Origin of the sequence: Microbacterium sp. NPDC077184, from assembly GCF_040687055.1 — a bacterium.
Classification (GTDB): Bacteria; Actinomycetota; Actinomycetes; order Actinomycetales; family Microbacteriaceae; genus Microbacterium.
The window spans coordinates 21,724-46,538 of record NZ_JBFBMM010000010.1 but is presented as its reverse complement, the minus strand read 5'-3'; the positions used below and the strand labels follow the sequence as shown (position 1 = coordinate 46,538).

Annotated in this window: 27 protein-coding genes and 1 riboswitch; of the genes, 7 read left to right on the top strand and 20 right to left on the bottom strand. The window is 72.9% G+C overall.

What is annotated here, in order from left to right:
• Positions 1 to 8: 8 nt before the first annotated feature.
• From AB0O93_RS15500 to AB0O93_RS15475, 6 genes are all read right to left on the bottom strand, one after another.
• Positions 9 to 887, bottom strand: a complete 879-nt coding sequence (locus AB0O93_RS15500; protein WP_363344864.1) for an NAD(P)-dependent oxidoreductase — start codon at positions 885 to 887, stop codon at positions 9 to 11.
• On the bottom strand, positions 884 to 1,684 hold the full coding sequence (locus AB0O93_RS15495) for an enoyl-CoA hydratase/isomerase family protein (RefSeq protein ID WP_363344862.1): 801 nt from the start codon (positions 1,682 to 1,684) through the stop codon (positions 884 to 886). The genes AB0O93_RS15500 and AB0O93_RS15495 overlap by 4 nt, the downstream gene beginning before the upstream one ends.
• Positions 1,685 to 1,701: 17 nt before the next feature.
• Entirely contained in the window at positions 1,702 to 2,463 is a 762-nt protein-coding gene (locus AB0O93_RS15490) for an SDR family NAD(P)-dependent oxidoreductase (RefSeq protein WP_363344860.1), read from the bottom strand.
• A gap of 81 nt (positions 2,464 to 2,544) precedes the next feature.
• Entirely contained in the window at positions 2,545 to 3,333 is a 789-nt protein-coding gene (locus AB0O93_RS15485) for an energy-coupling factor transporter transmembrane component T (RefSeq protein ID WP_363344858.1), read from the bottom strand.
• Positions 3,330 to 4,787, bottom strand: a complete 1,458-nt coding sequence (locus AB0O93_RS15480) for an ATP-binding cassette domain-containing protein (RefSeq protein ID WP_363344856.1) — start codon at positions 4,785 to 4,787, stop codon at positions 3,330 to 3,332. The genes AB0O93_RS15485 and AB0O93_RS15480 overlap by 4 nt, the downstream gene beginning before the upstream one ends.
• 11 nt (positions 4,788 to 4,798) lie before the next feature.
• A complete protein-coding gene (locus tag AB0O93_RS15475) occupies positions 4,799 to 5,434 on the bottom strand; it encodes an ECF transporter S component (protein WP_363344854.1) in 636 nt (211 codons plus the stop codon).
• Positions 5,427 to 5,536: riboswitch (TPP riboswitch) on the bottom strand. It overlaps the preceding gene by 8 nt.
• Positions 5,537 to 5,574: 38 nt before the next feature.
• On the opposite strand from AB0O93_RS15475, the gene AB0O93_RS15470 reads away from it, so the two are divergent.
• Positions 5,575 to 6,987, top strand: a complete 1,413-nt coding sequence (locus AB0O93_RS15470; RefSeq protein ID WP_363344852.1) for a D-alanyl-D-alanine carboxypeptidase — start codon at positions 5,575 to 5,577, stop codon at positions 6,985 to 6,987.
• Between the two features lie 20 nt (positions 6,988 to 7,007).
• Here AB0O93_RS15470 and AB0O93_RS15465 read toward each other — a convergent pair whose 3' ends face one another.
• From AB0O93_RS15465 to AB0O93_RS15450, 4 genes are read right to left on the bottom strand one after another with little or no spacing between them, the layout of a single operon-like run.
• Positions 7,008 to 7,967 (bottom strand): DnaJ domain-containing protein, encoded by a 960-nt coding sequence (locus tag AB0O93_RS15465; protein WP_363344850.1) that lies wholly within the window; start codon positions 7,965 to 7,967, stop codon positions 7,008 to 7,010.
• A gap of 12 nt (positions 7,968 to 7,979) precedes the next feature.
• Entirely contained in the window at positions 7,980 to 8,519 is a 540-nt protein-coding gene (locus AB0O93_RS15460) for a hypothetical protein (protein WP_363344848.1), read from the bottom strand.
• On the bottom strand, positions 8,516 to 9,364 hold the full coding sequence (locus tag AB0O93_RS15455) for an LssY C-terminal domain-containing protein (protein WP_363344846.1): 849 nt from the start codon (positions 9,362 to 9,364) through the stop codon (positions 8,516 to 8,518). The genes AB0O93_RS15460 and AB0O93_RS15455 overlap by 4 nt, the downstream gene beginning before the upstream one ends.
• 7 nt (positions 9,365 to 9,371) lie before the next feature.
• Positions 9,372 to 10,433: an enoyl-CoA hydratase/isomerase family protein gene (locus tag AB0O93_RS15450; protein WP_363344844.1), complete on the bottom strand. Its 1,062-nt coding sequence runs from the start codon at positions 10,431 to 10,433 to the stop codon at positions 9,372 to 9,374.
• 98 nt (positions 10,434 to 10,531) lie between these two features.
• On the opposite strand from AB0O93_RS15450, the gene AB0O93_RS15445 reads away from it, so the two are divergent.
• Entirely contained in the window at positions 10,532 to 11,539 is a 1,008-nt protein-coding gene (locus AB0O93_RS15445) for an ATP-binding cassette domain-containing protein (protein ID WP_363344842.1), read from the top strand.
• Positions 11,536 to 12,357 carry an ABC transporter permease gene (locus AB0O93_RS15440; protein WP_363344840.1) on the top strand — a complete coding sequence of 274 codons (822 nt, stop codon included), beginning with the start codon at positions 11,536 to 11,538 and terminating at the stop codon, positions 12,355 to 12,357. Before AB0O93_RS15445 ends, AB0O93_RS15440 begins: the two co-directional genes overlap by 4 nt.
• Here the strand turns inward: AB0O93_RS15440 and AB0O93_RS15435 are convergent.
• Positions 12,350 to 12,781 carry a hypothetical protein gene (locus tag AB0O93_RS15435; protein ID WP_363344838.1) on the bottom strand — a complete coding sequence of 144 codons (432 nt, stop codon included), beginning with the start codon at positions 12,779 to 12,781 and terminating at the stop codon, positions 12,350 to 12,352. The genes AB0O93_RS15440 and AB0O93_RS15435 overlap by 8 nt on opposite strands.
• Before the next feature lie 103 nt (positions 12,782 to 12,884).
• Here AB0O93_RS15435 and cofG point away from each other — a divergent pair, with 103 nt between their 5' ends.
• From cofG to cofC, 4 genes are read left to right on the top strand one after another with little or no spacing between them, the layout of a single operon-like run.
• Entirely contained in the window at positions 12,885 to 15,305 is a 2,421-nt protein-coding gene (gene cofG, locus AB0O93_RS15430; protein ID WP_363344836.1) for a 7,8-didemethyl-8-hydroxy-5-deazariboflavin synthase CofG, read from the top strand.
• Positions 15,302 to 16,798, top strand: coding sequence for an NAD(P)/FAD-dependent oxidoreductase (locus AB0O93_RS15425; protein ID WP_363344834.1), 1,497 nt, complete (start codon positions 15,302 to 15,304; stop codon positions 16,796 to 16,798). The genes cofG and AB0O93_RS15425 overlap by 4 nt, the downstream gene beginning before the upstream one ends.
• The gene (fgd, locus tag AB0O93_RS15420) at positions 16,795 to 17,808 is read left to right on the top strand and encodes a glucose-6-phosphate dehydrogenase (coenzyme-F420) (protein ID WP_363344832.1); all 1,014 of its coding nucleotides are present in this window, start codon (positions 16,795 to 16,797) and stop codon (positions 17,806 to 17,808) included. The genes AB0O93_RS15425 and fgd overlap by 4 nt, the downstream gene beginning before the upstream one ends.
• Complete coding sequence (cofC, locus tag AB0O93_RS15415; protein WP_363344830.1) at positions 17,805 to 18,449, top strand: 2-phospho-L-lactate guanylyltransferase; 645 nt, start codon at positions 17,805 to 17,807, stop codon at positions 18,447 to 18,449. Before fgd ends, cofC begins: the two co-directional genes overlap by 4 nt.
• Positions 18,450 to 18,452: 3 nt before the next feature.
• Here cofC and AB0O93_RS15410 read toward each other — a convergent pair whose 3' ends face one another.
• The 9 genes from AB0O93_RS15410 to AB0O93_RS15370 form a co-directional block, all read right to left on the bottom strand.
• Complete coding sequence (locus AB0O93_RS15410) at positions 18,453 to 19,196, bottom strand: sulfite exporter TauE/SafE family protein (protein WP_363344828.1); 744 nt, start codon at positions 19,194 to 19,196, stop codon at positions 18,453 to 18,455.
• Positions 19,193 to 20,215, bottom strand: coding sequence for a 2-phospho-L-lactate transferase (gene cofD / locus AB0O93_RS15405; protein ID WP_363344826.1), 1,023 nt, complete (start codon positions 20,213 to 20,215; stop codon positions 19,193 to 19,195). Before cofD ends, AB0O93_RS15410 begins: the two co-directional genes overlap by 4 nt.
• Positions 20,212 to 21,051 carry a uroporphyrinogen-III synthase gene (locus tag AB0O93_RS15400; protein WP_363344824.1) on the bottom strand — a complete coding sequence of 280 codons (840 nt, stop codon included), beginning with the start codon at positions 21,049 to 21,051 and terminating at the stop codon, positions 20,212 to 20,214. The genes cofD and AB0O93_RS15400 overlap by 4 nt, the downstream gene beginning before the upstream one ends.
• 171 nt (positions 21,052 to 21,222) lie before the next feature.
• Positions 21,223 to 21,516, bottom strand: a complete 294-nt coding sequence (locus AB0O93_RS15395; RefSeq protein ID WP_363344822.1) for a hypothetical protein — start codon at positions 21,514 to 21,516, stop codon at positions 21,223 to 21,225.
• The gene (locus AB0O93_RS15390; protein ID WP_363344820.1) at positions 21,506 to 21,907 is read right to left on the bottom strand and encodes a phage holin family protein; all 402 of its coding nucleotides are present in this window, start codon (positions 21,905 to 21,907) and stop codon (positions 21,506 to 21,508) included. The genes AB0O93_RS15395 and AB0O93_RS15390 overlap by 11 nt, the downstream gene beginning before the upstream one ends.
• Position 21,908: 1 nt before the next feature.
• Positions 21,909 to 22,283 (bottom strand): hypothetical protein, encoded by a 375-nt coding sequence (locus AB0O93_RS15385; RefSeq protein WP_363344818.1) that lies wholly within the window; start codon positions 22,281 to 22,283, stop codon positions 21,909 to 21,911.
• Between the two features lie 101 nt (positions 22,284 to 22,384).
• A complete protein-coding gene (locus AB0O93_RS15380; RefSeq protein WP_363344816.1) occupies positions 22,385 to 23,890 on the bottom strand; it encodes an FAD-dependent oxidoreductase in 1,506 nt (501 codons plus the stop codon).
• A 75-nt stretch (positions 23,891 to 23,965) separates the two neighbouring features.
• Positions 23,966 to 24,316 carry a HepT-like ribonuclease domain-containing protein gene (locus AB0O93_RS15375; protein WP_363344814.1) on the bottom strand — a complete coding sequence of 117 codons (351 nt, stop codon included), beginning with the start codon at positions 24,314 to 24,316 and terminating at the stop codon, positions 23,966 to 23,968.
• Positions 24,313 to 24,765: a helix-turn-helix domain-containing protein gene (locus tag AB0O93_RS15370; RefSeq protein WP_363344812.1), complete on the bottom strand. Its 453-nt coding sequence runs from the start codon at positions 24,763 to 24,765 to the stop codon at positions 24,313 to 24,315. The genes AB0O93_RS15375 and AB0O93_RS15370 overlap by 4 nt, the downstream gene beginning before the upstream one ends.
• Positions 24,766 to 24,815: the final 50 nt, after the last annotated feature.

Genomic DNA, 24,815 nt, shown 5'->3' with positions numbered 1-24,815 from the left:
ACCCGTCCTCAGAGGAAGATGTCGGGGAAGAGCGCGTCGTCGGGGGTGCCGGGCACCGCGGCGTATCGCGAGAAGTCGGTGACGCCCGCCTCTTCCAGCACGTCTTCGACGATGAGCGTCTGACCGGTGTACGACGACGCCGGCCGCGTGACGACCTCGTAGGCGGCGTCGGCGTAGATCTCCGGCGTGCGACTGACCTTCATCATGCGGTCGCCGCCGAGGGAGAACTGCACTGCGGCGGTCGCGATCGTCGTCCGCGGCCACAGCGTGTTCGCCGCGATCCCGGCGGAGGCGAACTCCGCCCCGATCCCGAGCGTCGCCATGGTCATCCCGTACTTCGCCAGCGTGTAGCCGGTGTGGGCGCCGAGCCACTTCGGCGAGAGGTTCAAGGGCGGCGAGAGCGACAGGATGTGCGGGTTCTCGGCATCCTTCAGCATCGGCAGCGCCGCGCGCGAGAGCAGGAACGTCCCGCGCACGTTGACGTCCTGCATCAGGTCGTACTTCTTCATCGACAGAGCTTCGGTGCCCGACAGGTCGACGACGGAGGCGTTGTTGACGACGACGTCGATGCCGCCGAACTCGCCCTGGGTCATCAGGACCGCCTCGGTCACGTCGTCGTCGTTGCGGACGTCGCCGACGATCGGGAGGGCGTTGCCGCCGGCCGCACGGATCTGCTCGGCCGCGGTGTGCACGGTGCCTTCGAGCTTCGGATGCGGGGTGTCGGTCTTGGCGAGGATGGCGACGTTGGCCCCGTCGCGGGCGGCGCGCAGCGCGATCGCCAGACCGATGCCGCGGCTGCCCCCGGAGAGGAGCACGGTCTTCCCCGCGAGGCTCGTGCGCGACGCACTCGTCTCGCCGGGGGTGTTCACGGAGTCGTTCTCGGTCATCGGGCGTCCTTTCCGGAAGCGAAGGCCCGGATGCGTGCGGCCGCCTCCGGGGTGTCGAATCGTGCGCCGATCGTGGCGGACTCATCGGCGAGGTTGGCGGCGAAGTCGCGCTCCGCACCGGCGCGGACGAGCCGCTTGGCCTGACCGTACGCCCCCGTGGCCCCCGAGAGCCAGCTCCGGGCGACGGCGAGCGCCCGCTCGGCGACGTCGGCGGCCGGGACGACCTCGGTCACGAGACCCCAGTCGAGGGCCGTGTCCGCATCGATCGTGACGTCCTGCAGCAGCATCCGCAGGGCTCGTCGCTGACCGACGGCCGCGGGGAGGAGGGTGGAGACCCCGAGGTCGGGGGTGAGTCCGATCTCGGCGTACTTGCTCACGAAGCGCGCACTCTCGGACGCGACGATGTAGTCCGCCGCGAGCATGAGGCCGAGCCCGCCGCCGGCGACGGCGCCCTGGACGGCGGCGACGACGGGAATCGACGATTCCACGAACGCACGGATGCCGTCGTGGATGACGTGCGCGGTCTCGGTGACGGCCCCGCCGTCGGCGCCGGACGTGGCCATCTCGCGGACGTCGCCCCCGGCGCAGAACGCCGGCCCCGACGCCTCGAGCAGGATCGCCCCGACCGTGTCGTCCGCGGTGATCTCGCGCGCGATGTCACGCCAGCGTCGACCCATCGCGAATCCCATCGCGTTGAGCGACGCCGGACGGTTGAAGCGCACGCGTGCGAGAGCACCCTCGCGCGTGAGCAGGATCGACGAGGCGTCTGCGCCCGTGTCGGTGCCCTCTGCGGTCATGTCGGTGCCTTCCACGCTCATTTCGGTGCCATCCGGATCGCGCCGTCGAGGCGGATCGTCTCGCCGTTCAGGTAGCCGTTGTCGACGATCGCCATCACCAGGCGCGCGTACTCGTCGGGTTTCCCGAGCCGAGCCGGGTAGGGCACCTGCTGGCCGAGCGAGTCCTGCGCGGGCTGCGGGAGACCGGCGAGCATCGGCGTCTCCATGATTCCGGGCGCGATGGTGACCACGCGGATCGCGTGGCGGGCGAGCTCGCGGGCGATGGGGAGGGTCATCGCGTGCACGCCGCCCTTGCTGGCGGCGTAGGCGGGCTGTCCGATCTGCCCGTCGAAGGCGGCGACGCTCGCGGTGCTGACGATCACGCCGCGATCGCCCGACGCGTCCGGCTCGGTGCGGGCGATCGCCGCGGCGCCGTGGGCGATGACCGTGTAGGTGCCGAGGAGGTTCACCCGCAGGATGCGCTCGAAGTCGGCGATCGGGGTGGGGACGCCGTCCCGGTCGAGGACCTTCGCGGGCGGGGCGATCCCCGCGCAGTTGACGACGACGCGCAGGGGGCCCGCCTCGCTCGCCTGCGCCACGGTGGCGGCGACCTGCTCGGGGTCGGTCACGTCGGCCGCGGCGAAGGACGCGCCGATCTCGGCCGCGACGGCGGCCCCGGGAGACCCGGGGAGGTCGACGAGCGTGACGGCGGCGCCGGCGTCGATGAGGCGTCGGGCCGTGGCGAGGCCCAGGCCGCTGGCACCGCCGGTGACCAGGGCGGCGGAGGAGGTGAGGTCCATCCGTTCTCCTTCGAACTGCGCCCGGAGGCGTCGACATCACATGTCAGCTTAGGCGGGACTGCGTCTCACGAGGAATCGGGGTCAGCCGGGGCCGAGGATGAAGTTCCACGTGCCGACGGCGAGCGCGGCGGCCACGGCGACGAGGGCGATCCCCGCCCCCACGGCGATGAGCGCCCATTCGCGCCCGCCGAACGTCGAGATCCGCGCCCACGTCCGCGGCCCCGGAGCCCCGAAGCCGCGCGCTTCCATCGCGGTGGCGAGCTTCGCCCCGCGACGGATGGACAGCACGAGCAGCGCGAACGCCATCCCGAGGAACCGGCGCAGCCGCCCCCGGTCGGCAACGCCGCGCGCGCGGCGGGCGAGTTCGAGCGCGCGCCAGTCGTCGAGGAAGAGGCCGACCATCCGCAGGCCCGCGAGAGCGCCGAGCACGAACCGCGCCGGAAGACGCCAGATCTGCGACAGCCCGTCGGCGAGATCGGTGGGGTCGACGCTCGCGAACAGCACGACCGACGGCAGGGCGATGGCGAGCACGCGGAGCGTGGTCGCGAGGGCCAGCTCGAGCGATCCGTCGCTGACGCGCACCGCGAGCCACTCGACGTAGATCTGTCCGCTCGTCCGCCCGTAGAGGGCGATCGTCACGCCGGTGAGCGGAGCGAGAGCCCAGACGAGCCACGTCCGCCGCCAGAACTCGCCCCACCGGAGCCCCGCCCACGGCATCAGGAGCAGCTCGACGAGGAGCGCCGCGCCGGCCGAGACGACGTCGAGGGTCAGCACGAGCGGCACGGTGAGCACCATCGTCGCGGCGAGCTTCGCCACGGGGTTCACCCGCGCCATCGTGCTCGTGCGCGCCCGATCCGGTGCCAGCGTCATCGCGTCGCTCCGCGGATCTCGACCCGCGTGGCACGGAGGGCGCGCACGACGTCGGCGTCATGCGTGATCGTCACGATCGCGGACCCCTCGTCCCGCAGGCGCGCGAGGAGCGCGACCATCTCCGCCCACGTCCGCGCGTCCTGCCCGAACGTCGGCTCATCGAGGACCAGCACCCGGGGCGCCGTGGCGAGCGCCGCGGCCACCGTCAGGCGGCGCTTCTCCCCACCGGAGAGCGTGTACGGGTTGGCTGCGGCCAGATGATCCAGCCGGAGCCGCGCGAGGAGCTCGTCGACCACGGCCTCCCGCGCCGCGGCATCCTGTCCGAGAGCGCGCGGCCCGACCTCGAGCTCCCCCCGCACCGTTCGCTCGAGGAGCTGATGCTCGGGATCCTGGAAGACCGTGCCGATCCGTGTCAGCAGCTGGCGGGAGCGCCAGCGGATCGGTGTGGGACCCGCCCCGGCGGCGAGCGCGTCGGATGCCTCGAGGAGACCGGATGCCGGAGCGATCAGCCCCGCGAGCGTCAGCCCGAGCGTCGACTTCCCCGACCCGTTCGGCCCGGTGATCGCCAGCGCCGCGCCGGCGCGGACCTCCAGGTCGATGCCGGAGGCCACGGGGCTGCCCGCCACCCGCTGCACGGCCAGGTCGCGCGCCCGCAGCAGCACGTCACCGGGCGGCGACGCGGGAGGAGCGGGGTGCGGCGGGGGCGAGGCGGGGACCCAGACCCCGGCATCCGTCAACCGCGCGCGCTCGGCGCCCAGGACCTCGTCGGGTGTCCCGTCGGCGATCACCCCGTCGCCGCCCGCACCGAGGACGACCACGCGCGTGACCAGCGGGAGCCACACCTCCACGCGGTGCTCGACGACCACGAGGGTCGCCGGATGGGCGTCGAGGAGTCCACCGACCGCGGCGCGCACCTCCGCGGCCCCGTCCGGATCGAGGTTGGCGGTGGGTTCGTCGAGCAGGATCAGCCCCGGCCGCATCGCGAGGACGCCGGCCAGCGCCATCCGCTGCTTCTGACCGCCGGAGAGCTCCTTCGTCGGACGGTCCAAGGGGACGTCCAGCCCCACGGCGTCGCGGGCGGCGTGCACGCGCGGCCAGATCTCGTCGTGCGGGATGCCGAGGTTCTCGCAGCCGAAGGCGATGTCGTCGCCCACCCGGGCGAGGATCACCTGCGCGTCGGGATCCTGCAGGAGCAGGCCCGCGCGCCCGCGCGCGGCCTCCGCGGGAACGTCGTCGAGGAGCAGCTCCCCCTCGGACTCGCCCTCCTCGGCACCGCCGAGGACACCCGCGAGCCCCTGGAGGAGCGTGGACTTCCCGGCCCCGGATGCGCCGAGGAGGAGGACCCGCTCCCCCGGCTCGATCCGCAGGTCCACGCCTCGCACCGCCCAGGCGCGCCGCGACGCGTGCCGCCAGCCCCACCCGCGCACCCGCACCGCGGCCGCGGCGCCCGGCATCCGCGACACGCTCAGACGCGGGTGCGGTGCGCGCGACCCGACGCGAACCGGTCGAGCGCGCCGGTGGCGGCGAGCCCGCGCGCGATCGCCCACGACAGGGCACCGGCGATCACCGCGCCCGAGATCATCGTGCTGACGAGGTAGACCACCACGAAGGTGATGTCGGCGCCGGCGTACCAGAGCAGGAGGTTGTTCACGCCGCCGAAGAGCGCGGCCCCGATCCCCGCGAGGACGGCGACCGGCAGCGACCAGCGGCGGTAGAAGAAGGCGAGGAAGACGAGCTCGGCGCCGAGGCCCTGGATGAGGCCCGCCTCGAGCGTGAGGAACGCCCCCCACGTGTTGCCGACCAGCGTGAGGGCCGACACGGCCGCCGCGACGAGTTCGGTGTACACCGCCGCGCCGGGCTTGCGGATGATGAGGGCGCCGAGGACGCCCGCGAACAGCCAGGGTCCGTCGAGGAGTCCCTGGAGCCCCGGCAGGAGCGGTTCGAGGAAGGCGCTCGGACCGCGGTACGCGACGTTCCAGAGCAGGAAGACGAGTCCGCACGCGACGCCGAGGACGCTGGCGACGACGATGTCCACGACGCGCCAGCGGTGGGTCCGCGGCGGCGTCGAGGTGGGGACGGACGTGGACGTGGATGCAGACATCGATGCTCCTCCCTGCGCCGGCATGATCCGGATCAGGTTCGACGGTCGAAGCGTGGTTCGCTTCCTCTCAGCCCGGCTCACCGGACTCCCGTGGTTGTGCGCTCGAGTATAGCGGCGCCCGGGCGCGGTATCTTGGCCGGGTGAGCGTGGACGAAGCCCCCGCGACGACGCGTCGCGCCCGTCGGGAGACCGTCGCGTCGACGACGGGCCCGACCCCGACGGGGGCGCTGGCGTGGGTCGACCCGGAGCGGGTGACGGGCGCGTCGACCCGGACCGACTTCGCCACGGCATCCGCTCCCTTCGTCCCGGTCGAACCCGACCTGCTCGCCGACGCCCCGCGCCGCTCGATCCTGCGCCCGGGGGTCCTCATCCCGGTCGGCGTGTTCGCCGCGCTCGCCGGCGCCTACGCCGCCACCACCCTCCTGTGGCCGCTGCACGCCGTGGCACCGGAAGTGGCCCCCGTGCAGGTCGAGCCGATCGCCTCGGTCGCAGCCGTCCCGGCCTGGCCGGGAGTGGGTTCGGCGGCGATCGCCGTCGAGGGCATCGACGGGACGCTCGCGTCGTCGCTGGATCCGGCATCCATCGCCAGCATCACCAAGGTGGTCACGGCGCTGATGATCCTCGACGAGCTGCCCCTCGCGCCGGGGGAGCAGGGACCGGAGTACCGCTTCGGCTACACCGACATGCTCGAGTACTGGGATTACCGCGCCCGTGGCGAGTCCGCCCTCGACGTGCCCATCGACGGAGTGCTCACCGAGTATCAGATGCTCGAGGGCATCCTCGTGGGCTCGGCGAACAACTACGCCGAGCGTCTCGCGTCGACGATCTGGCCCTCGGACCAGGTCTTCTCCTCGGCGGCGCGCTCCTGGCTGTCGACCCACGGCATCCCCGGGGTGACCGTCGTCGAGCCGACGGGGATCGACGGCGGCAACACCGCGACGGCCGAGTCGCTCATCCCCCTGGCCAAGAAGGCGATGGAGAACCCGGTCGTCGCCGAGATCGTCGCGAAACAGGCCGTCGAGCTCCCGGGCGCCGGCCGGGTGGAGAACACCAACGGACTCCTCGCCGACCCCGGCGTCCTCGGCATCAAGACCGGCACCCTCGACGCGTGGAATCTCCTGTCGGCGAAGGATGTCGTCGCCGGCGACACCACCGTCCGGCTGTACGCCGCGGTCCTCGGTCAGCCCGACGACGCCGCACGGGTCGAGGCCTCGCGCGCGCTGTACGCGCAGCTGGAGCAGGAGCTGCAGCCTCGACCGTCCGTCACCGCCGACACCGTCGCGGGGCTCGTCCGCACGGAATGGGGCGAAGAGGTCTCGATCGTCACCGCGAGCGACGCGGCCGTCGTCCTGTGGAACGGCGGTGCCGGAACGGTGTCGACCCGGTACGACCTCGGCGACGCCCGCACCGCCGGCGACGTCGTCGGAGCGCTCTCGGTCGACGGTCCGCTCGACGACGCCCTCGTCGACCTGCGGCTGGCCGAAGACATCGAGCCCCCGAGCGCCTGGTGGCGCCTCACCCACCCGCTCGAGCTCTTCGGCCTCGACGACTGAGGCGGGAACCGGCGCGGACCTCAGGCGAAGCGGACGCGCTGCTGCAGCCGCGTGCGGGCGTCGAAGACCTCGTTGCCGCCCATCGCGCGCGCGCCCGTGAGCCCGCGACGGAGGATCGTCGACAGCGCACTGCGGGCGACGACCGCGACGGGCACGCCGCGCACCTTGCCGAGCTCGGTGATCGCCTGATCGAGGTCGTCATCGGGAAGCACCACGATCGCGCCGCGGAACCGCACCCCCGCCGCACGCCCCATGCCGCGCACGCGCGCGACGAGGTCCGCGATCGGCGTGCCCACCACACCGTCGCCCACGATCTCGCCGCGGCGGACACCGACCGGTCCGCCGAAGTCCTCCGACAGCACCCCGTAGAGGCCGCTCGGGCCCAGCACGATGTGGTCGATCTTGTCGTCGGGCCCCGCGTCGCGTCCTTCGGCCATCACGTCGTGCCACACCGTGTACCCCATGCCGAGATCGGCGACGATGCGGGCGGTCGCCTCCTCGGCGAGCGCGTCGGCGAGGAGGCGCCGCAGATGGTGCGGGGCGGTGCGCACGAGAGCGGGGTCGTACGGGTCCTCCAGCGGAACGCCGCGGCCGACCCACTCGCGCATGAGGTCGAGGTAGCGTTCGCGTCGCCAGCCGCCCGGATGCCCGTGCGAGCGGGCGCGCGGACGGGTGTCGCGCGAGGCCGCCCGCGGGGCGCGCCAGGAGGTGGCATCGGAGGCCGACCCCGCGGCATCCGACCACTCCGGCGCCTCGCTCGAGCCGAAGCCGTGCCCGCGGTCGTACGCCGCGCGCGCATCGGCGGTGCCGACGAGCTCCCACGCGCGCTGGACCTGCACGAAGGTCGCGGCGTCACCGCCGGTGTCGGGGTGGGTCTGTCGCAGTCGCAGGCGGTAGGCCTTGCGGAGGGCGTCGTCGTCGACGTCGGGGGCGACCCCCAGCACGTCGTACGCGGAGGCCGACAGCGGGCTGTCGAACATCCCGCTCCTTCCTCAGTCGTTCTCGGGTCGTCTCTCGTTCCGGCGGGCGTAAGCCGCCGCGCTGCGGCTCGACAGCGCGAGCAGCAGCAGGATGTCCAGGCTCAGCGACAGGAACGTCCCGTCCAGGGTGATCTCCTCGCCCCGCACCCACCACGCGGTGAACACGGTGCTGATGGAGATGACCGAGAACAGCATGACGAGCACGCGCGGCCAGTTATGGCCACGATAGATCAGGATTCCGAGCACGGCGTCGGCGAGGACCAGGATTCCGCCGCCGACGAGCACGACGCCGAGGAGGAGCGAGCGGACCTCCGGATCGTTGAGCGCCGCATCGGATGCCGTGACGGTGCCGAAGAGGGAGTCCCATTCCCGCGCGAGCTCCAGGAGCACGAAGGCCCCGGCGATCGCGCGGAGCAGCACCAGGAACGTCCCCGCGACCGTCGTCGCCGGGCGCGGCATGTCCGGGTCGTAACGCACGGGCGACAGCAGCCTCGCACCCGGCTCGTACGCCGGGCGCTTGCCGGGCACATGCGGAGGGGGTGCAGAACTCACGACGTCGCCTCCTCACCGCGCGGCTGCGCGTCGCCGGTCACGGCGCGGACATCGATGATCGGCAGATCCCCGTCGGTGCGGATGCTGTCTCCGCCGCCGTTGCGGGAGTGGTACCCGGTGGCGAAGTCGGCGATGACGTCCACCCGCACGCGCGGGTCGGCCTCCGACACGGTACGGACGATGTGGTCGCGCTCGACATCCGTGTCGGCGTCGATCTTGTGGGTGACCTGGAGGGTGAACAGCGACAGGCCCACGCGCGTGTCGAAGGTGCCCGCCGCGAGCCAGTCCACCCGGGTTCCGCCGGGAAGCAGCCAGCCGTCCGGGCACCGCCAGAACCGCACGTGGTGGCGCTGGGCGGGATTGCCGTCGACCTCCTGCTGGTAGGCGAAGTCCTGCTGCCGCCCGAACAGGAACAGCGGGCTCACCGGAGCCTCGTGGTAGCTGCGCCGACGAAGCGTCGAGGTGATGATCCGCCACGACGACGCGAGGGTGACCGGGTCGGCCTTGGTCCATCCGGCGCGGCGCATCGCCTGCTCGATCTGCGCGCCCTCGCCGAGGAGGGCGAGGTTCACGGGATCGCCGAGGAGGCCGTCGCTCGTGCGCGTGCGGCCGATGAAGTAGTCCGGCACGTAGACGGTCGTGAGGATCCGGTGCAGGCGCGGCAGCACCAGGTAGGCCAGCAGCACCCAGAAGCCGATGAAGAACGGCAGCCCCCACCACCCCACGCGGAACGACTCGGTGAAGCTGAGGTAGGCCAGCCACACCGCCGCGAGGCCCGCGAAGACGAAGAAGAACCAGTCGACGGCGATGCCGAGCGAGTACGTCCGTCGGCGGGTCCGGGTCATCGTCCCCTCACCCCCGGAGCGGCTCGTCGGGGACGAAGGCGAGAGCGGATGCCGCGAGTCCGGGATCGATCTCCGCGAGCGTCGCGGGCTGCCACCGGGGCGACCGGTCCTTGTCGATGAGCTGCGCGCGGACGCCCTCGGGAAGGTCGGGCTGGGTGTGGGCGAACCACATCACCAGCCCGTACTCCTGAGCGAGCGCCGCACGGAGGTCGGGCAGCTCGCGCGCGCGGCGGACGGCGGCGAGGGTCACCGTCAGCGCCGTCGGCGAGAGCTCCTCGAGGGTGTCGGCGGCGGCGTGCGCGGCATCCTCGTCGCGCGCCCGGAGCCGCTCGATGATCTCGGGGACCGTGTCGGCGGCGAACGCGTCGTCGATCCAGACGCGCGCGGCGGCGAGGCGGGACGGTTCCGGCGTCTCGTCGAAGAGGAGCACGAGCTCGGTCGGGGTCTCCGGATCCGCACGCCGCTCGAACGCCTCGCGGAGGGCGTCGAGGTGCGCGCGGGGCACGCAGTGGTCGGCGAATCCGGCGTAGACCGCGTCGCCGGCATCCATCGTCCCGCCGGTGAGCGCGAGGAACTCCCCGAGCCTGCCCGGCGCGCGGGCGAGCAGCCACGAACCGCCGACGTCCGGGGTGAACCCGATCCGGGTCTCGGGCATCGCCAGGCGCGAGGTCTCGGTGACGATGCGAATCGCCGCGTGGCCGGCGACGCCGATGCCGCCTCCCATCGTGATGCCGTCGGCGAGCGCGATGACGGGCTTCGGATACTCGGCGATGCGGGCGTTGAGCGCGTACTCCTCCTGGAAGAAGAGCGCCACCTCCGCCGGGCGTCCCGCGGTGATGCGGGCCGCGAGGTCGCGCACGTCGCCGCCCGCGCAGAGCCCCCGGTCGCCCGCTCCGTCGATGAGGACGGCCTCGATGTCGGTGTCGTCCTCCCACCCGTCGAGCGCGGCGTGCAGGGCGCGGATCATCTCGAGGTCGAGGGCGTTGATCGCACGGGGCCGATTGAGCGTCAGCCACCCGAGTCTGCCCGCGGGACGGGCGAGGACGGTGGGCGCGGCGTCGTCGGTCACGGCACACACGTTACCGGGGCGTTTCTGCATCGCCGCGTCCGTTCCGACAGGATGGGAGGACCTGACCGCAGAACGACGACACCGACGAAAGGCGCGGCATGCCCGACGCACTGGCGCTCGAGTTCACCGGACTCACGAAAGACTTCGGCCGCATCCGCGCCGTCTCCGACTTCACCGCCCGCGTCGAACCCGGACGGGTGACGGGCTTCCTCGGTCCCAACGGCGCGGGGAAGACCACCACCCTCCGCATGTTGCTGGGACTCGTCCGCGCCACTCACGGGTCGGCGACCATCGGCGGGCGTCCCTACGCCGAGCTGCGGCATCCGCTGCGCTCCGTGGGTGCCGCGCTCGAAGCCTCCAGCTTCCACCCGGGCCGCACCGGCGCGGGGCATCTCCGGGTCCTCGCCGCGGCGGCCGGCCTCCCCCGCACCCGTGTGGACGAGACCCTCGCCCTCGTCGGACTCTCGGATGCCGCCGGCCGGAAGGTCGGGGGCTACTCGCTCGGCATGCGCCAGCGGCTGGGCCTCGCCTCGGCCCTTCTCGGCGACCCCGGCGTCCTCGTGCTGGACGAGCCGTCCAACGGCCTCGACCCCGAGGGCATCCGCTGGATGCGCCGGCTCCTGCAGGAGCTCGCACGCGAAGGGCGAACGGTGCTCGTCTCCTCGCACCTCCTCGCCGAAGTGCAGCAGACCGCCGATGCGGTGCTGATCATCTCCCGCGGACAGCGCGTCTTCCAGGGCGGCCTCGACGACCTCGCCGATCCCACCGAGTACGCCACCGTCGTCGACGCCCCCGACCGCGACGGCCTCCTCGACGCCCTCGCCGCCGCCGGGGCGAGCGTGGAGGTCATCCGCGGCGGCATCCGGGTCGCCGATCGCGACGCGGCCGAGGTCGGCGCGATCGCCGCGGCCGCGGGCGTGGCCCTGTCCGGCCTCCAGCGACGCGGCCCCGCGCTGGAGGAGGTGTTCCTCGACCTCGTCAACGGCACGCGCGTCCACACGCCGACGGCGACGGATGCCGCGGCCCCGGCCGAGGCGGAAGCACCGACCGAGGACGCGCCCGCCGACGAAGACGTCACGACCGAGGAAAGAGGTGACCTGCGATGAGCCTCGCCACCGCGGTCCGCTCCGAGTCCGTCAAGCAGATCACCACCTCGATGTGGTGGCTGCTCGCGATCATCCTCGTCGCCTACGTCGCCTTCACCGCGGCGGCGCTCGGGTTCGTCTTCGCCGCCTCGGCGAGCGGCGCACTCCCCGGGCAGCAGATGACGATCGACCCGTCGATCCTCCCGCCGACGATCTACAGCTCCGCCACCTCCGTCGGCTACGTCTTCCCGCTCCTCATCGGCACGCTGATGGTCACGAGCGAGTTCCGCCATCAGACGCTCACTCCGACCTTCCTCGCCTTCCCCCGGCGCGGCACGGCGCTCACGGGCAAGGTCGTGGTCGGCATCCTGCTCGGCCTTGTCTACGGCGTGCTCGGAACGCTCGCGGCCGTCGGCGCCGGCGCGGGGTTCCTCGCCGGTTTCGGCATCGACACGGGCCTCGGTGAGGCCGACACGTGGGCGCTCATCGGGCGGATGCTGATCGCCTTCGTCCTGTGGGTCCTCATCGGCATCGGCGTCGGCGCGCTCGTCCGCAACCAGGTCGGCGCCGTCGTCGGCGTGCTGGTGTTCACCCAGTTCCTCGAGCCGATCGGCCGTGTCGCCGGCTCGTTCGTCGACGGTCTCTCCGACGTCGTCCGATTCCTCCCGGGAGCCGCGGGCGACGCCCTCGTCGGCGCGAGCGTCTTCACCGGCATCGGCCCGACCGGCGGCGACGGCGGGACGCTCGAGTGGTGGGTCGGCGGCATCGTGCTGCTCGCCTATGCCGTGGTGTTCCTCGTGGTCGGGTGGGCGACCACCTGGCGACGCGACGTCAGCTGACGCCGGGAGCGATCACCGGAACCGCCGCGGTCTCGACGATCTCGACGACATCCGTCGCCGCGTCGTCGGCGTCCACGTCGATCCGGAGCGCCTGGACGAGCGCGAGTCCGTGACGGGTCGTGAGGAGGATCCGTTCGAACTCCTCGTGCCCCTCGAGGTCGATGACGACCCCTTCGCGGCGTCGGCGGATCATCGCGAAGTCGTCGCCGCCCGCCGAGCGCCAGCGGCCCGCCGCGACGATCCCGCGCACGTGCGATCCCGGGCTCGGGACGCCGCGAAGCCAGGTCCAGACGTCCGCGGTGAGCTGGACCTTCCCGATCTGGGACCGCTCGACCAGCACATTCTCCTTGCGGAATGCGAGGAGGCGCTCCGACCCCGACAGCGCGATTTCGAGCCGGGTGGAATCGAGCAGGAGCGTGACCATGCCCCTAGTCTGCCAGCGTCGCGGCGCGCGTTCCGGGGCGTTTGCTCACAGGAGCGCAACGATCCGCGACGCGACGGATGCCGCGCGGTGGGAGACTTGAGCGATGACCCTGCTCGGCTCCGCGGTGCACCGCGCGCTCGATCGCGTCCGCTCCGGCGCCGCGCTCGACGCCGATGACGCCGAAGCGCTGCTGGCGGCATCCGGTCCCGACGAGGAGACGCTCGCCGCCCTCGCCGGCAGCCTCCGCGACGAGGGGCTCGCCGCGGCCGGACGCGCCGGGGTCATCACGTATTCGCGCAAGGTGTTCGTGCCGCTCACCACCCTCTGCCGCGATCGCTGCCACTACTGCGTGTTCGTCGACACCCCGGGCCAGCTCGCGTTGTTGCGGAAGCCCGCGTACATGTCGCCCGAGCAGGTGCTCCAGGTCGTGCGGCAGGGGCAGGCGCTCGGGTGCAAGGAGGCGCTGCTCACCCTCGGCGACCGCCCGGAGGAGCGCTGGCCCGAGGCGCGCGCATGGCTGGACGACCACGGCTTCGCGTCCACGATCGACTACGTCGCCCACGTCGCCGCGCTCATCACGGCCGAGACCGGGATGCTCGTGCACGCCAACCCCGGCGTGATGACGGATGCCGAGCTCCGACGCCTGCGCACCGTGTCGCCGTCGATGGGCATGATGCTCGAGACGACCTCGCGGCGGCTGTTCGAGGAACGCGGCCAGGTCCACTACGGCTCGCCCGATAAGGACCCCGATCTCCGCCTCGCCGTCATCGAGGACGCCGGGCGTCTGCGCGTGCCGTTCACCACCGGCATCCTCGTCGGCATCGGCGAGACGATCCGCGATCGGGCCGAGTCGCTGGTGGCGATCCGCGACGCGCACCTCCGTCATGCGGCGTCCGGACGCGGACACGTGCAGGAGGTGATCGTGCAGAACTTCCGCGCCAAGGCGCAGACGGCGATGCGCGACGCCCCCGACGCCGATCTCGACGAGTACGTCCGCACCGTCGCGGTCGCGCGTCTGGTGATGGGCCCGCACATGCGGATCCAGGTGCCGCCGAACCTGTCGGACACGCGCGAGTTCGCCCGGCTCGTCGCGGCCGGGATCGACGACTGGGGCGGGGTCTCGCCGCTCACCGCCGACCACGTCAACCCCGAGCGCCCGTGGCCGCACGTCGACGATCTCGCCGCGGCCACCGCCGACCTCGGCTACACCCTCCGCGAGCGCCTGACGGCCCATCCCGAGTACGTCCGGGACGCCGGGACGTGGATCGACCCCGGCCTCGCCCCCGCCGTCGCCGCCCTCGCCGATCCGGATTCCGGCCTCGCCGCGGCCGCTTCCCCCGCCTCCGCGGTCGGTTCCCCCGTCTCCGCCGTCGGTTCCCCCGTCTCCGCGGTCGAAAACGCGGGACGGATCGACCCCGACAACCCGGCAGAACCGGCGGGACCCCCATCCGTCCCGCGTCCTTCACCGCGATCGGGCGCCACCCGCCTGGCCGAACGCGCCGCCGACGACCCGGCGAGCCTCGACGACCCCGAATGGGTCGCCCTCCTCGAGGCCACGGGGGAGGCGCTCGACGTCCTCGCCCGCACCGCGGACGACGTCCGCCGCTACACCGTCGGCGAGGCGGTGAGCATGGTCGTCAACCGCAACCTCACCTCCAGCGGTTTCCGTGCGTCGCCGACCGGTGAGCCCGGGACGTTCTCGCTCGACGAGGTCGCCGAGATCGCCGCGGATGCCGCCGCCCTGGGCGCGACGGAGATCTGCGTCCAGGGGCGCCTCCCCGACACGGAGGACCCCGCCGCGTACCTGGCGATCGCGCGGACGATCACGGCCGCAGCTCCCGCCCTCCACCTCCACGCGTACCGCCCGCAGGACGTCCGCGACCTCGCCGACCGCGGCGGCCTCGGCCTCGACGGCGCCCTCGCGGCTCTGCGGGACGCCGGCGTCGACACCGTCCCCGGCACCGGCGTGAAGGTGCTCAGCGAACGCGTTCGCACCCTCGTGGCCCCCGACGACCTCGACATCGCCCGGTGGGAGGAGGGGATCATCGCCGCCCACGAGGCGGGGTTCCGCTCGACCTCGGTGCTCTTCTACGGTCACGTCGAGACCGGAGCCGAGCGCATCGCCCACCTCCGCCGCCTCCGGGGAATCCAGGAGCGCACGCGCGGGTTCACCGAGTTCGTGCCGATCCCCCTCCCCGGTCCCGCCGGCGGCGTCCCGCTCGTGCCCGGGCGCGCCGCCATCGACGAGCACCGCGCGATGGTCGCGGTGTCGCGTCTGCTGCTCAGCGGCAGCATCGCTCACGTGCAGATCCCGTGGACCCGCGTCGGCCGCGACGCCGCCGCCACCCTCCTCCGCTCCGGCGGAGACGACCTCGGCGGCACGCTGCTCGACGGGCGCGTCCGCCCCGACACCGGCATCGAGCAGGGACTCGAGTTCCCCCGAGCGGATGCCGCCCGCCTCGCCGCGCGACTCCTCCGGCCGTTCCGCCAGCGCACCACGGACTACCGCGAGGCCGCCCGGTGACCGCGCGCCGCGTGGAGGTGGCGATCGTCGGCGCCGGGTTCGCCGGGCTCGGGATGGCGATCGCGCTCCAGCGGGCGGGCCGCGACGACTTCGTGCTGCTCGAGCGGGCGGCATCCGTCGGCGGGACCTGGCGCGAGAACACCTACCCCGGCGTCGCGTGCGACGTGCCGGCGCACCTGTACGGCTTCGCCGAGTACCCGCGCCCGGATGCCCCGGGGATCTACGCGCGGGGCGCCGAGATCCGCGCGTACCTCGAGGACGTCGCCGCCCGCGAGCGTCTCGGCGAGCGCCTGCGCCTGCGCACCGCCGTGACCGCGGCGAGGTGGGATGCCGCCGCGAACGTCTGGCGGATCGAGACCGCGGGCCCCACCGCGGAGGCGTTCGAGGCCGAGGTGCTGGTGCTCGCGTGCGGGCGGCTCACCGAGCCGTCGATCCCCGACATCGCCGGTCTCGAGACCTTCCCGGGGCCGATGTTCCACTCCGCGCGCTGGGATCACGACGTCCCCCTCGCCAGCGCCCGGGTCGCGCTCGTCGGCACCGGCGCGAGCGCCATACAGATCCTCCCCGAGCTCGCCCGCACCGCCGCCCACGTGACGCTGTTCCAGCGGACGCCGGCGTGGATCGTGCCGCGCGGCGACGCGCCCTACACGGATGCCGAACGCCGGCGTCTGAGGGACGACCCCGATGCCCTCGCACGCCTCCGCCGGACGCTGTACCTCCAGGGCGAGGAGCGCTTCGCGTCGCGCTCGGGGGATGCCGCGGCCTCGGAGGCTGCCCGCGCGGAAGCCCTGGCGCACCTGCACGCCCAGGTCGCCGACCCCGCCCTCCGCGCCGCACTCACTCCCGATTACGCCTTCGGCTGCACGCGCGTGCTCCTCTCCGACGACTTCTACCCCGCCGTCGCAGGCGACCGGGTGACGCTCGAGCCGACCGCCCTCGCGCAGGTCGACGGCGGTCGTCTGATCTCCGCCGCGGGCCGCGCGCACGACGCCGACGTCGTGATCCTCGCCACCGGCTTCGCCTCCGCGCAGCAGCCCTACGCCGACCTCGTGGTCGGCGAGGACGACGTCACCCTCGCCGAGCACTGGGCCGCGGGCATGACCTCGTTCGCCTCCACCGTGGTCTCGGGCTTCCCGAACCTCTTCGTCCTCAACGGCCCGAACGCCTCGCTCGGTCACAACTCCGCGGTCCTGATGATCCAGGAGCAGGCCGCGTACGCCGTGAACGCCCTCGACCACCGCGACACGATGCCCGACGGCGTCCTGCGGGTGCGACCCGACGCCGAGGCCGCCTACACCGCGGAGATCGACGCGGCGGCGGCATCCACGCCGTGGATCACCGGCGGATGCCGCAACTGGTACGTCGATCCCCGCTCCGGCCGCCTCACCCTGTTGTGGCCGGGCACAGTCGACGCCTTCCGCGCGCGGCTCGCGCGCACCGACGGATCCGAATTCGCCCCCGCAGCGGCGCGGGCGGGAAAGGGAGCACCATGACCATCCCCCTCCGTTTGGGATACAAGGCCTCCGCCGAGCAGTTCGGCCCGGGCGAGCTGCTCGATTTCGCCGTGATCGCCGAGGAGGTCGGGTTCGACTCGGTGTTCGTGTCGGACCACCTCCAGCCGTGGCTGCACGACGGCGGTCACGCGCCGGCGTCCGTTCCGCTCCTCGGCGCGCTCGGGGCGCGCACCTCGCGGGTGCTCATCGGCACCTCGGTGCTCACCCCGACCTTCCGCTACAACCCGACCGTCATCGCCCAGGAGTTCGCCACCCTCGGCGCACTGTACCCCGGACGCGTGATCCTCGGCGTCGGAACGGGCGAGGCGCTCAACGAGGCGAACCTCGGCTTCGCGTGGCCCGATCCCCCCGAGCGCTTCCAGCGTCTGAAGGAGGCCCTCGGCCTCATCGATCGCCTGTGGAGCGAGGAGCGCGTCAGCTTCGACGGCACGTTCTACACGACCAGGAACGTGACGATCTACGACCGCCCCGATGAGCGCGTGCCGGTCTACATCGGCGCGGCGGGCCCGGCCGCGACCCGCCTCGCGGGCCGGATCGCCGATGGCTTCATCACCACCAGCGGGAAGAAGCCCGAGCTCTACACCGACACCCTCCTCCCCGCCCTCGACGAGGGCCTCCGCAAGGAGGGGCGCACGAGGGACGACATCGACACCCTCATGGAGGTCAAGGTCTCGCTCGCCGACACCCTCGAGGAGGGCCGCGAGAAGACGCGCTTCTGGGCCCCGCTCGCCCTCAGCCCCGACGAGAAGATGGGTACGGACGACCCGATCGAGATGCAGCGCCTGGGCGATGCGCTCCCGATCGAGCGGGCCGCGTCGCGGTTCATCGTCTCGGACGATCCCGACGAGCACGTCGAGCGGATCGCCTGGTACGTCGAGCAGGGCTTCCGCCACCTCGTCTTCCACGATCCGGGTCACGACCAGGAGGCCTTCCTCCGCCGCTACGGCGCGGAGATCCTCCCGCGTCTGCGCGAGCGTTTCGGCGCGTGACCGACACCGCCCGCCCCGCCCGCTGGGTCGTCGTCGTCCCGGTCAAGCCCGCCGGTGAGGGGAAGTCGCGCCTACAGGTCGACGGCGCCCGTCGCACCGACCTCGCCCGAGCGATCGCCCTGGACACCCTCGCCGCCGTCGCCGCGTCGCCCCGGGTGCTGCAGCTCGTCGTCGTCGGCGATGACCCCCAGCTCGCCCGGGAGGCGGCGATGCTCCCCGCGGTCCGCTTCGTCCCCGACCCGCGGCCCGGCGGCCTCGACCGCGCCGTCGCCGCCGGTGTCGAGGCGATCGATCCGCGGGCCGTGCTCCCCCGCGCCGCCCTCCTCGGCGACCTCCCCGCCCTGCGCGCGGACGACCTCACGGCGGCGCTCGATCTCGCCGCGGGCGTCGATCGCGCCGTGGTGGCGGATGCCGAGGGCTCGGGGTCGACGCTCGTCACCGCCGCCGCGGGGGTGCCGTGGGCGTCGTCCTTCGGCGACGGCTCGCTCGCCCGGCACGTGGAGAGCGGATGCCGCCTCCTCGACCTTCCGTCGTCGTCACCGCTCCGGCGCGACGTCGACACGATCGCGCAGCTCCGCGCCGCCCTCGCACTCGGAGTGGGTCCGCGGACCGCGGCCGCGAGCGCGGGGCTTCCTGTCTGAGACTCAGGCGAAGAGGAGGTACAGGGCGCCGAAGAGCGTCGCCGCCACGACGAGCCGTTCGAACAGCCGCTGCGACAGACGCGGCGCGAGCCACCGCCCGAAGATCGCCGCGGCCACGACGATCGGGGCGAGCACGAGGTCGAGGAGCAGTCCCTCCGGGGTGATCAGCCCGAGGCCGACGGAGAACGGCACCTTCGAGATGTTCACGATCGCGAAGAACCACGCCGCCGTGCCGAGGAACTCCTTCACGGGCATCCGCGCCGCGAGGAAGTACATCGACATCACCGGACCCGCGGCGTTGGCGACCATCGTGGCGAAGCCGCCGAGCGTGCCGTAGGCGGCCGCGGCCACCCGCGGGGCACGGCCGCTCGCCGCGGCGCTGCCGAACCGTCGGCGGAGCAGCGTGAAGGCGACCACGACGAGCAGGATGACGCCGATCACGCGCGTGACCGCGGTGTCGTCCGCCACGGCGAGGAACGCCACCCCGAGGAGTATGCCGACCCCCACCGCGGGCGCGAGCCGCACGAGCGCCCGCCCGTTCACGTCGCGGCGGTAGGCGATGAGCGCGATCATGTCGGCGAGGATCAGCAGCAGCAGGATGGTGCCGGTCGACTGCCGCGCCGGCAGCACCGCGGCGAAGATCGCCACGGCGATGGTCCCGGATGCCGGGACGGCGGTCTTGGACAGACCGATCACGACCGCAGCGACGCCGAGGAGCACCCATGCTCCCGCGCCGAGGTCGATCACGTCAGGCCCGCCGCCCGGAGGGCGTCCTCGGCCAAACGCGCCGAGCGCGCGGCATCCGTCATCCACAGCGGCGTGACGACGGGGCGGATTCCGGCGTCGGCCACGCGGGCGGCCGCGCCGGCGTCCTCCTCGGCCAGGAGCCACGCATCCAGCAGGCCGGAGGGATCGCGGCGGGCACCGTAGTGCGCGGCGACGGCGGCAGCGTTCGTGTCGACCCCGATAGCGGTGAGGCAGACATCCGCCATCCCGCGCACGACCCGCCCGCCGATGATCGGCGAGACGCCGACGACCGGCGCCGCGCTCGCGCGCATCGCGTCGCGGATGCCGGGCACGGCGAGGATCGGTCCGATCGAGACGACCGGGTTCGAGGGGGCGAGCAGGACGACGTCGGCGTCGGCGATCGCCTCGATGACGCCCGGCGCGGGGACAGCCGCGGCGATGCCGGGATTGTCGAAGCGGAGCGGACGGAGGGCGGCACGGTGCCGCGTCCACCACTCCTGGAAGTGCAGGATGCGTTCGGATCCGGGTTCCCCGTCGGGAGCGTCGGCGGCGACGGTCACGCGGGTATCGACCTCGGCATCCGTCATCGGGATGAGGCGCGCTCCGAGGCTCCAACGGCGACCGAGCCGCGCGGCGACCTCGGTCGGCGTGGCGCCCTCGTGCAGCCAGCCCGTCCGGGCGAGGTGGGTGCCGAGGTCGAGGTCGCCGAGGGTGAACCACGGCCAGCCGGACCCCCACGCCTGCAGCTCGGCGCTCACCCGCTCGCTCTCGCCCGCGCGACCCCAGCCCCGCTCGGTGTCGCCGACGCCCGCGAGGGCGTAGAGGAGCGAATCGTGGTCGGGCTGCAGGCGGACACCCGAGAGCCACAGGTCGTCGCCGGTGTTGACGACGACGGTGAGGTGCGCCGCCGTGTCGTCGATCCCGCGAGCGCGAAGGGCGGCGCGGACGCCCAGGACGAAGCGCGATCCGCCGACACCGCCGGCGAGGACCACGATGCGGGGGCCGCCCGCGCGAATCATCCGCGGTCGTACGGCGGCAGGGGAACCGCGCCGGTGCGCGGGGCGAACTCGTCTTCGGCGTGCGGGAGCGTGAAGCGCGCGACGGCATCGATGAGCGCGTCGACCGTCTGCTGATCGGCGATCACGTCGACCTCGAGGCCGGCCTTCAGGGCGTCGCTCGCGGTGCGCGGGCCGATCGCGGCGATGATCGTACTCTCGGGGACCTCGGGGAACTGCTCGTGCACCTGCTCGGCGACCGAGCCGCTCGTCACGAGGATCGCGTTGATGCGTCCCGACCGGACGTCTTCGGCGATCCGCTCGGTGACCGGAACACCGACGGTGCGGTACGCCACGACGCTGCGGACGCGATGCCCCGCCTCGGTCAGCATGTTGGTCAGCACGGGCTTGGCGATCTCGCTCCGGAGGGTCAGGATGTCGCGCGCCTGCGGTTCGAGCCCGATGAGCTGCTCGGCCATGCCTGCGGCGGAGTTGTCCTGCTCGGGGACGAGGTCGACGCGGTATCCGACCGCGAGGAGCGCGGCGGCGGTGGTCTCACCGACCGCGGCGACCTTGGTCGACGCCGGGATGGCGGCGCGATAGGCGTAGAGCACGTCGACGGTGGTCGCACTCGTGACGGTCAGCCAGTCGAACCGGCCGGCGGCGAGGTCGGCGAGCGCGTTGTCGAGGCTCGCCTGGTCGTTCGTCGGCGCGAAGTTGATGAGCGGGGCGATGACGGGCGTCGCACCCTGACGGCGGAGGGTGGCGGCCACGCCGTCTCCCCAGGGGCCGCCGCGGGGCACGAGCACGCGCCAGCCCGCCAGGGGCTTGGGCGGACGGTGTGCTGCGGCAGAATTCATGGCATCGACTCTCGAGGTGCTCGGTCGGCCGCCCTCACCTCGAGCAGCCGCCACGCGGGACGAATCGGGTTCGCGCGGTCGGCAGCATCGCACCATTGCACTGCCTTGCATGCGAGCATACCCCTGGGCGCGGGGCTCGCGGACGTTCCGGCCACCGGGGCCGGCGCCGCGTCAGCGGGCGTAGCCGCGGACCAGCGCCCACACCGCGGTGCCGATCAGCGCGGCCGCACCGACGACGGCGGCCGCGGCGAGGCCCGGTTCGCGGCGGCGGAACTCGCGCGCCTGGGCGACCTTCTCGTCGACGACGTGGCTCACACGGCGCGGCACATTGGCCTTCACCTCGATCGCGGCCAGGGCCGCCTTCAGCTCGGCGCGCGCCTTCTCGACGGGATCGGTGATCCCGAGTGGGACCCCCGTGCGGGGCACCGGGATCGGGGCCCGGGAGTTCCTCAGGTCAGAGTCCATCGCGGATCGCCTCCACATCTTTCGCCAGCGCCTCGGCGGGGTTCTCCGCCTTCGCCATACGGCGGAAGCGGAGGATGCCGAAGAGCGCGAGCACACCGGTAAGCAGCAGCATCGCCAGGAAGAGCGCCAGCGCCGAGAGCCACACGGGCCACCACGACGACAGGCCGGCGATGATGAACGCGCCGAGCGCCGGGATCGACCAGAAGAGCACGACGAGGGCGGCGACGAGCCACCCGGCGCCGATGCCGGCGTCCTTGGCCGTGCGCTTGACCCAGCCCTTGGCCGCGTCGATCTCGGCGACGACGAGGTTGCGTACCAGTTCGGGGATCTCGCCGACGAGGGTGAAGATCGAGTCGTCGGCGCGATCACGGAAACCGCGCGGGGTCGTCATGTCAGGAACCACTGCCTTCGGTCGAGAGGTCGTCGGCGGCCTTCTTCGCGGCGTTCGCCGACACCTTCGCGGTCTTCTGGATCTCGTCGGCCGATTCGGCTCCGGCAGCCTTGACGCGCTCTACCCGCTCCTCCGCCGTGCCCTTCGACGCCGCGGCCTTGGTGACCTTCACGGCAGAGTTCCACAGGGTGCTGGGGAGAGCCATCGCCGCGGATGCGGCGAACTCCTTGACCTTCACGACCTGGCGTTGCACCGGTTCGGCGCTCCAGACCTTGTCGGCCTGGGTCTTGATCTGCTCGTAACGCTCGCGACCGGCGCGCGTGCCGAGGACGTACCCGACGGCCAGTCCGAGGACCACTCCTGCTTTGCCCCTCATGGGGTCTCCTCACGATCGGTTCTGCGCTGGAAAGTGAGTCCCAGAGTAGCGGCGTATGCCGATTCCGGCATCCGCCCTTGACATTGCCGTCGATACCCGGTTCACTCACCGCGCTCGGCCGCGAACAGGCGTGCGCGTCGGACCCGTTCGGTCTCGTCGGCGGCGTCGGCGACCACGCGCGCGAGCCCGCTTCCGGACACCCACGCGCCGACCACGCCGAGCCCGTCGACCCCGGCGACACGGGCGCGGATCTGCTCCGCCTCCTCGGGCTGCCCGAGGGCGGATGCGGGCCGTGCGAGCTCGAAGCGGGCGCGGTGGGCGTCCGCGACGGCAGAGAGGTCGACGCCGAGGAACGCCTCCGCTTCGGTGCGCGCGAGCTCGATCGCGTGGGCGTCGCCGAGCGCCGCCGTCGCGGGGGCCTGAAGCGAGGATCCGAAGGCGACGGTGACGAGCTGACGCCCGGCGCCGAGCGCTCCGGCGAGCCACGGCCAGCGCGCGGACTCGACGACCACGCTGTCGGCCGCGCCCGTCCCCGGCACGGCGTGCACGGTCGCGGCCCGCGGCGCGGCATCCGTGTCCGACGTATCGACGACGAGGGTGACCACCTCGCGCGTGACAGACAGGGACGTCCCGAGGTCGCGGCCGAGGAGTCCGCCGAGGAGGCGCCGCGCATCGGTCTCGCCGGTGGCGACGATCACGAGGTCGGCGACGCGCGTGGGGGACGACTCCCCCTCCTCGCCCTCGTCGTCGACGAGCACGTGATCCTCGTCCACGGCGACCTCGTACACGTCGCCGACGCGGACGATGCGCTCCACGCGCGTGCCGGTCTCGATCTGCACGTCGCGCTCGACCAGGCGCGCGACGAGCGCGTCGACGAGCTGCGGCATTCCGCCGTCAAGGCTCTTCAGCGGGGCGCTCCCGCCCTGCTCGGCGCGTTCGGCGCGCAGCTCCGCGATGGCGGCCTGCAGCGATCCGGTGCGCGTGAGGGCGGCGTTGAGCTTCGGCACGACGTGCCCCACGTCGATCTCGTCGGGCGACAGCCCGAACCCGCCGACGCTGAAGGGGGCGACCAGGCGGTCCACGACGTCCTGCCCCATGCGGGCGCGCACGAGCGTCCCGAGATTGCGCTCGCTGCCGATCGTGAGCGGGGGGCGCACGCGGTCGAGATAGGCGCGCCACGTGCCGCTCCACCCGATCACCGCGCGCACGGACTCGTCCCACGCGTTCTCGGGGATGCCGAGGATCGTCGCCTCCGGCGCGGGCACCACCCCGACCTTGGGCACGCGGGCGATCCAGGTCGCGGTCTCCGCCGCCTCGACGACCCGGTCGGTCAGGCCCGCGTCGTCGACGAGCGCGTCCACGGCACCGCCGCGTGACGACCAGCCCCAGGGACCCGCACTCACCGTCGTCCCGGCCAGCTCGACGCGTCGGAGCGTTCCGCCGAGCTCGGGCGCGGCCTCGAGCACCGTGACGGCCATGCCGACCTTCGCGCACTGCCACGCCGCGGCGAGGCCCGCCAGACCTCCGCCCACCACGACCACGCGGGTCTCGCGGGCGCGGGCGGCAAGATCGTCGACGGTCATTCCGGCTGCACTCACGGAATCCATCCTTCCATTCGGACCTCCCGGCCACCTGGACGGCGGATCGGTGCGGTGGGTCCCTGGGTGAGCCGTGGCGGGTGGTCAGTCGCGGGCTTCATGGGCGAGGAGCGACGCGACCTCGGCACGCACGCGGGGCAGCTCGAGATCGATCGTCGCCCACACCGCGTCGTAATCCGTCGCCTCATAGTGATGCGCGAGCCGATCGCGCATGCGCTTGATGCTCGACCACGGCACCTCCGGAGTCGCACGCATCATGTCATCGCTCAGCCGTGCCACGTTCTCGCCGATCTTGATGATGACGGACTCGGCCGCAAGCCCCGGGATGTTGAGATCGTCCGAGACGTACCACTCGTGTCCGCGACCCGCGAGTCGGATGCCGACGTCGCACAACCGCACGATCTCGCGCAGCGAGCGCTCGTCCTTCTCCGTCACGCGGCCACCGCAGACCGAAGGATCGGATGATCGGCGGGGAGAGCACCGTCGGTGACCACATCGACCGGAACGCCGAGAAGGCGCTCAGCAGCAGTCGCGAACTCGGCGATCGCCAACAACCCGACCTCCGGTGACCGGGTGACGAGGAGATCCAGGTCGCTCTCCGCCGTGTCGGCGCCCGCGACGGCGGAACCGAACACGCGGACGTTGCTGAGCCCGTACTCCGCAGCGAGCCGCTTGAGTTCGTCACGGTGCTGTTCGAGCGCCTCGCGAGGGAACGGGCGGAGCGCCGATTGGAGCCTCTCCACCATCGCTGCCGAGGGATTGCGTCGACCCGCCTCGTACGCGGCGATGTTCGGCTGAGCCACTCCGCTGCGCGCAGCGAGTTGCGACTGGCTCAACCCTGCTCGCTCACGTCGCTCTCGCAGTTCACGCGGCACCTCACTCATATCATGACGATATCGCCCTGAGGAGTCGAAGGAAAGACGCGAGCTCGAGC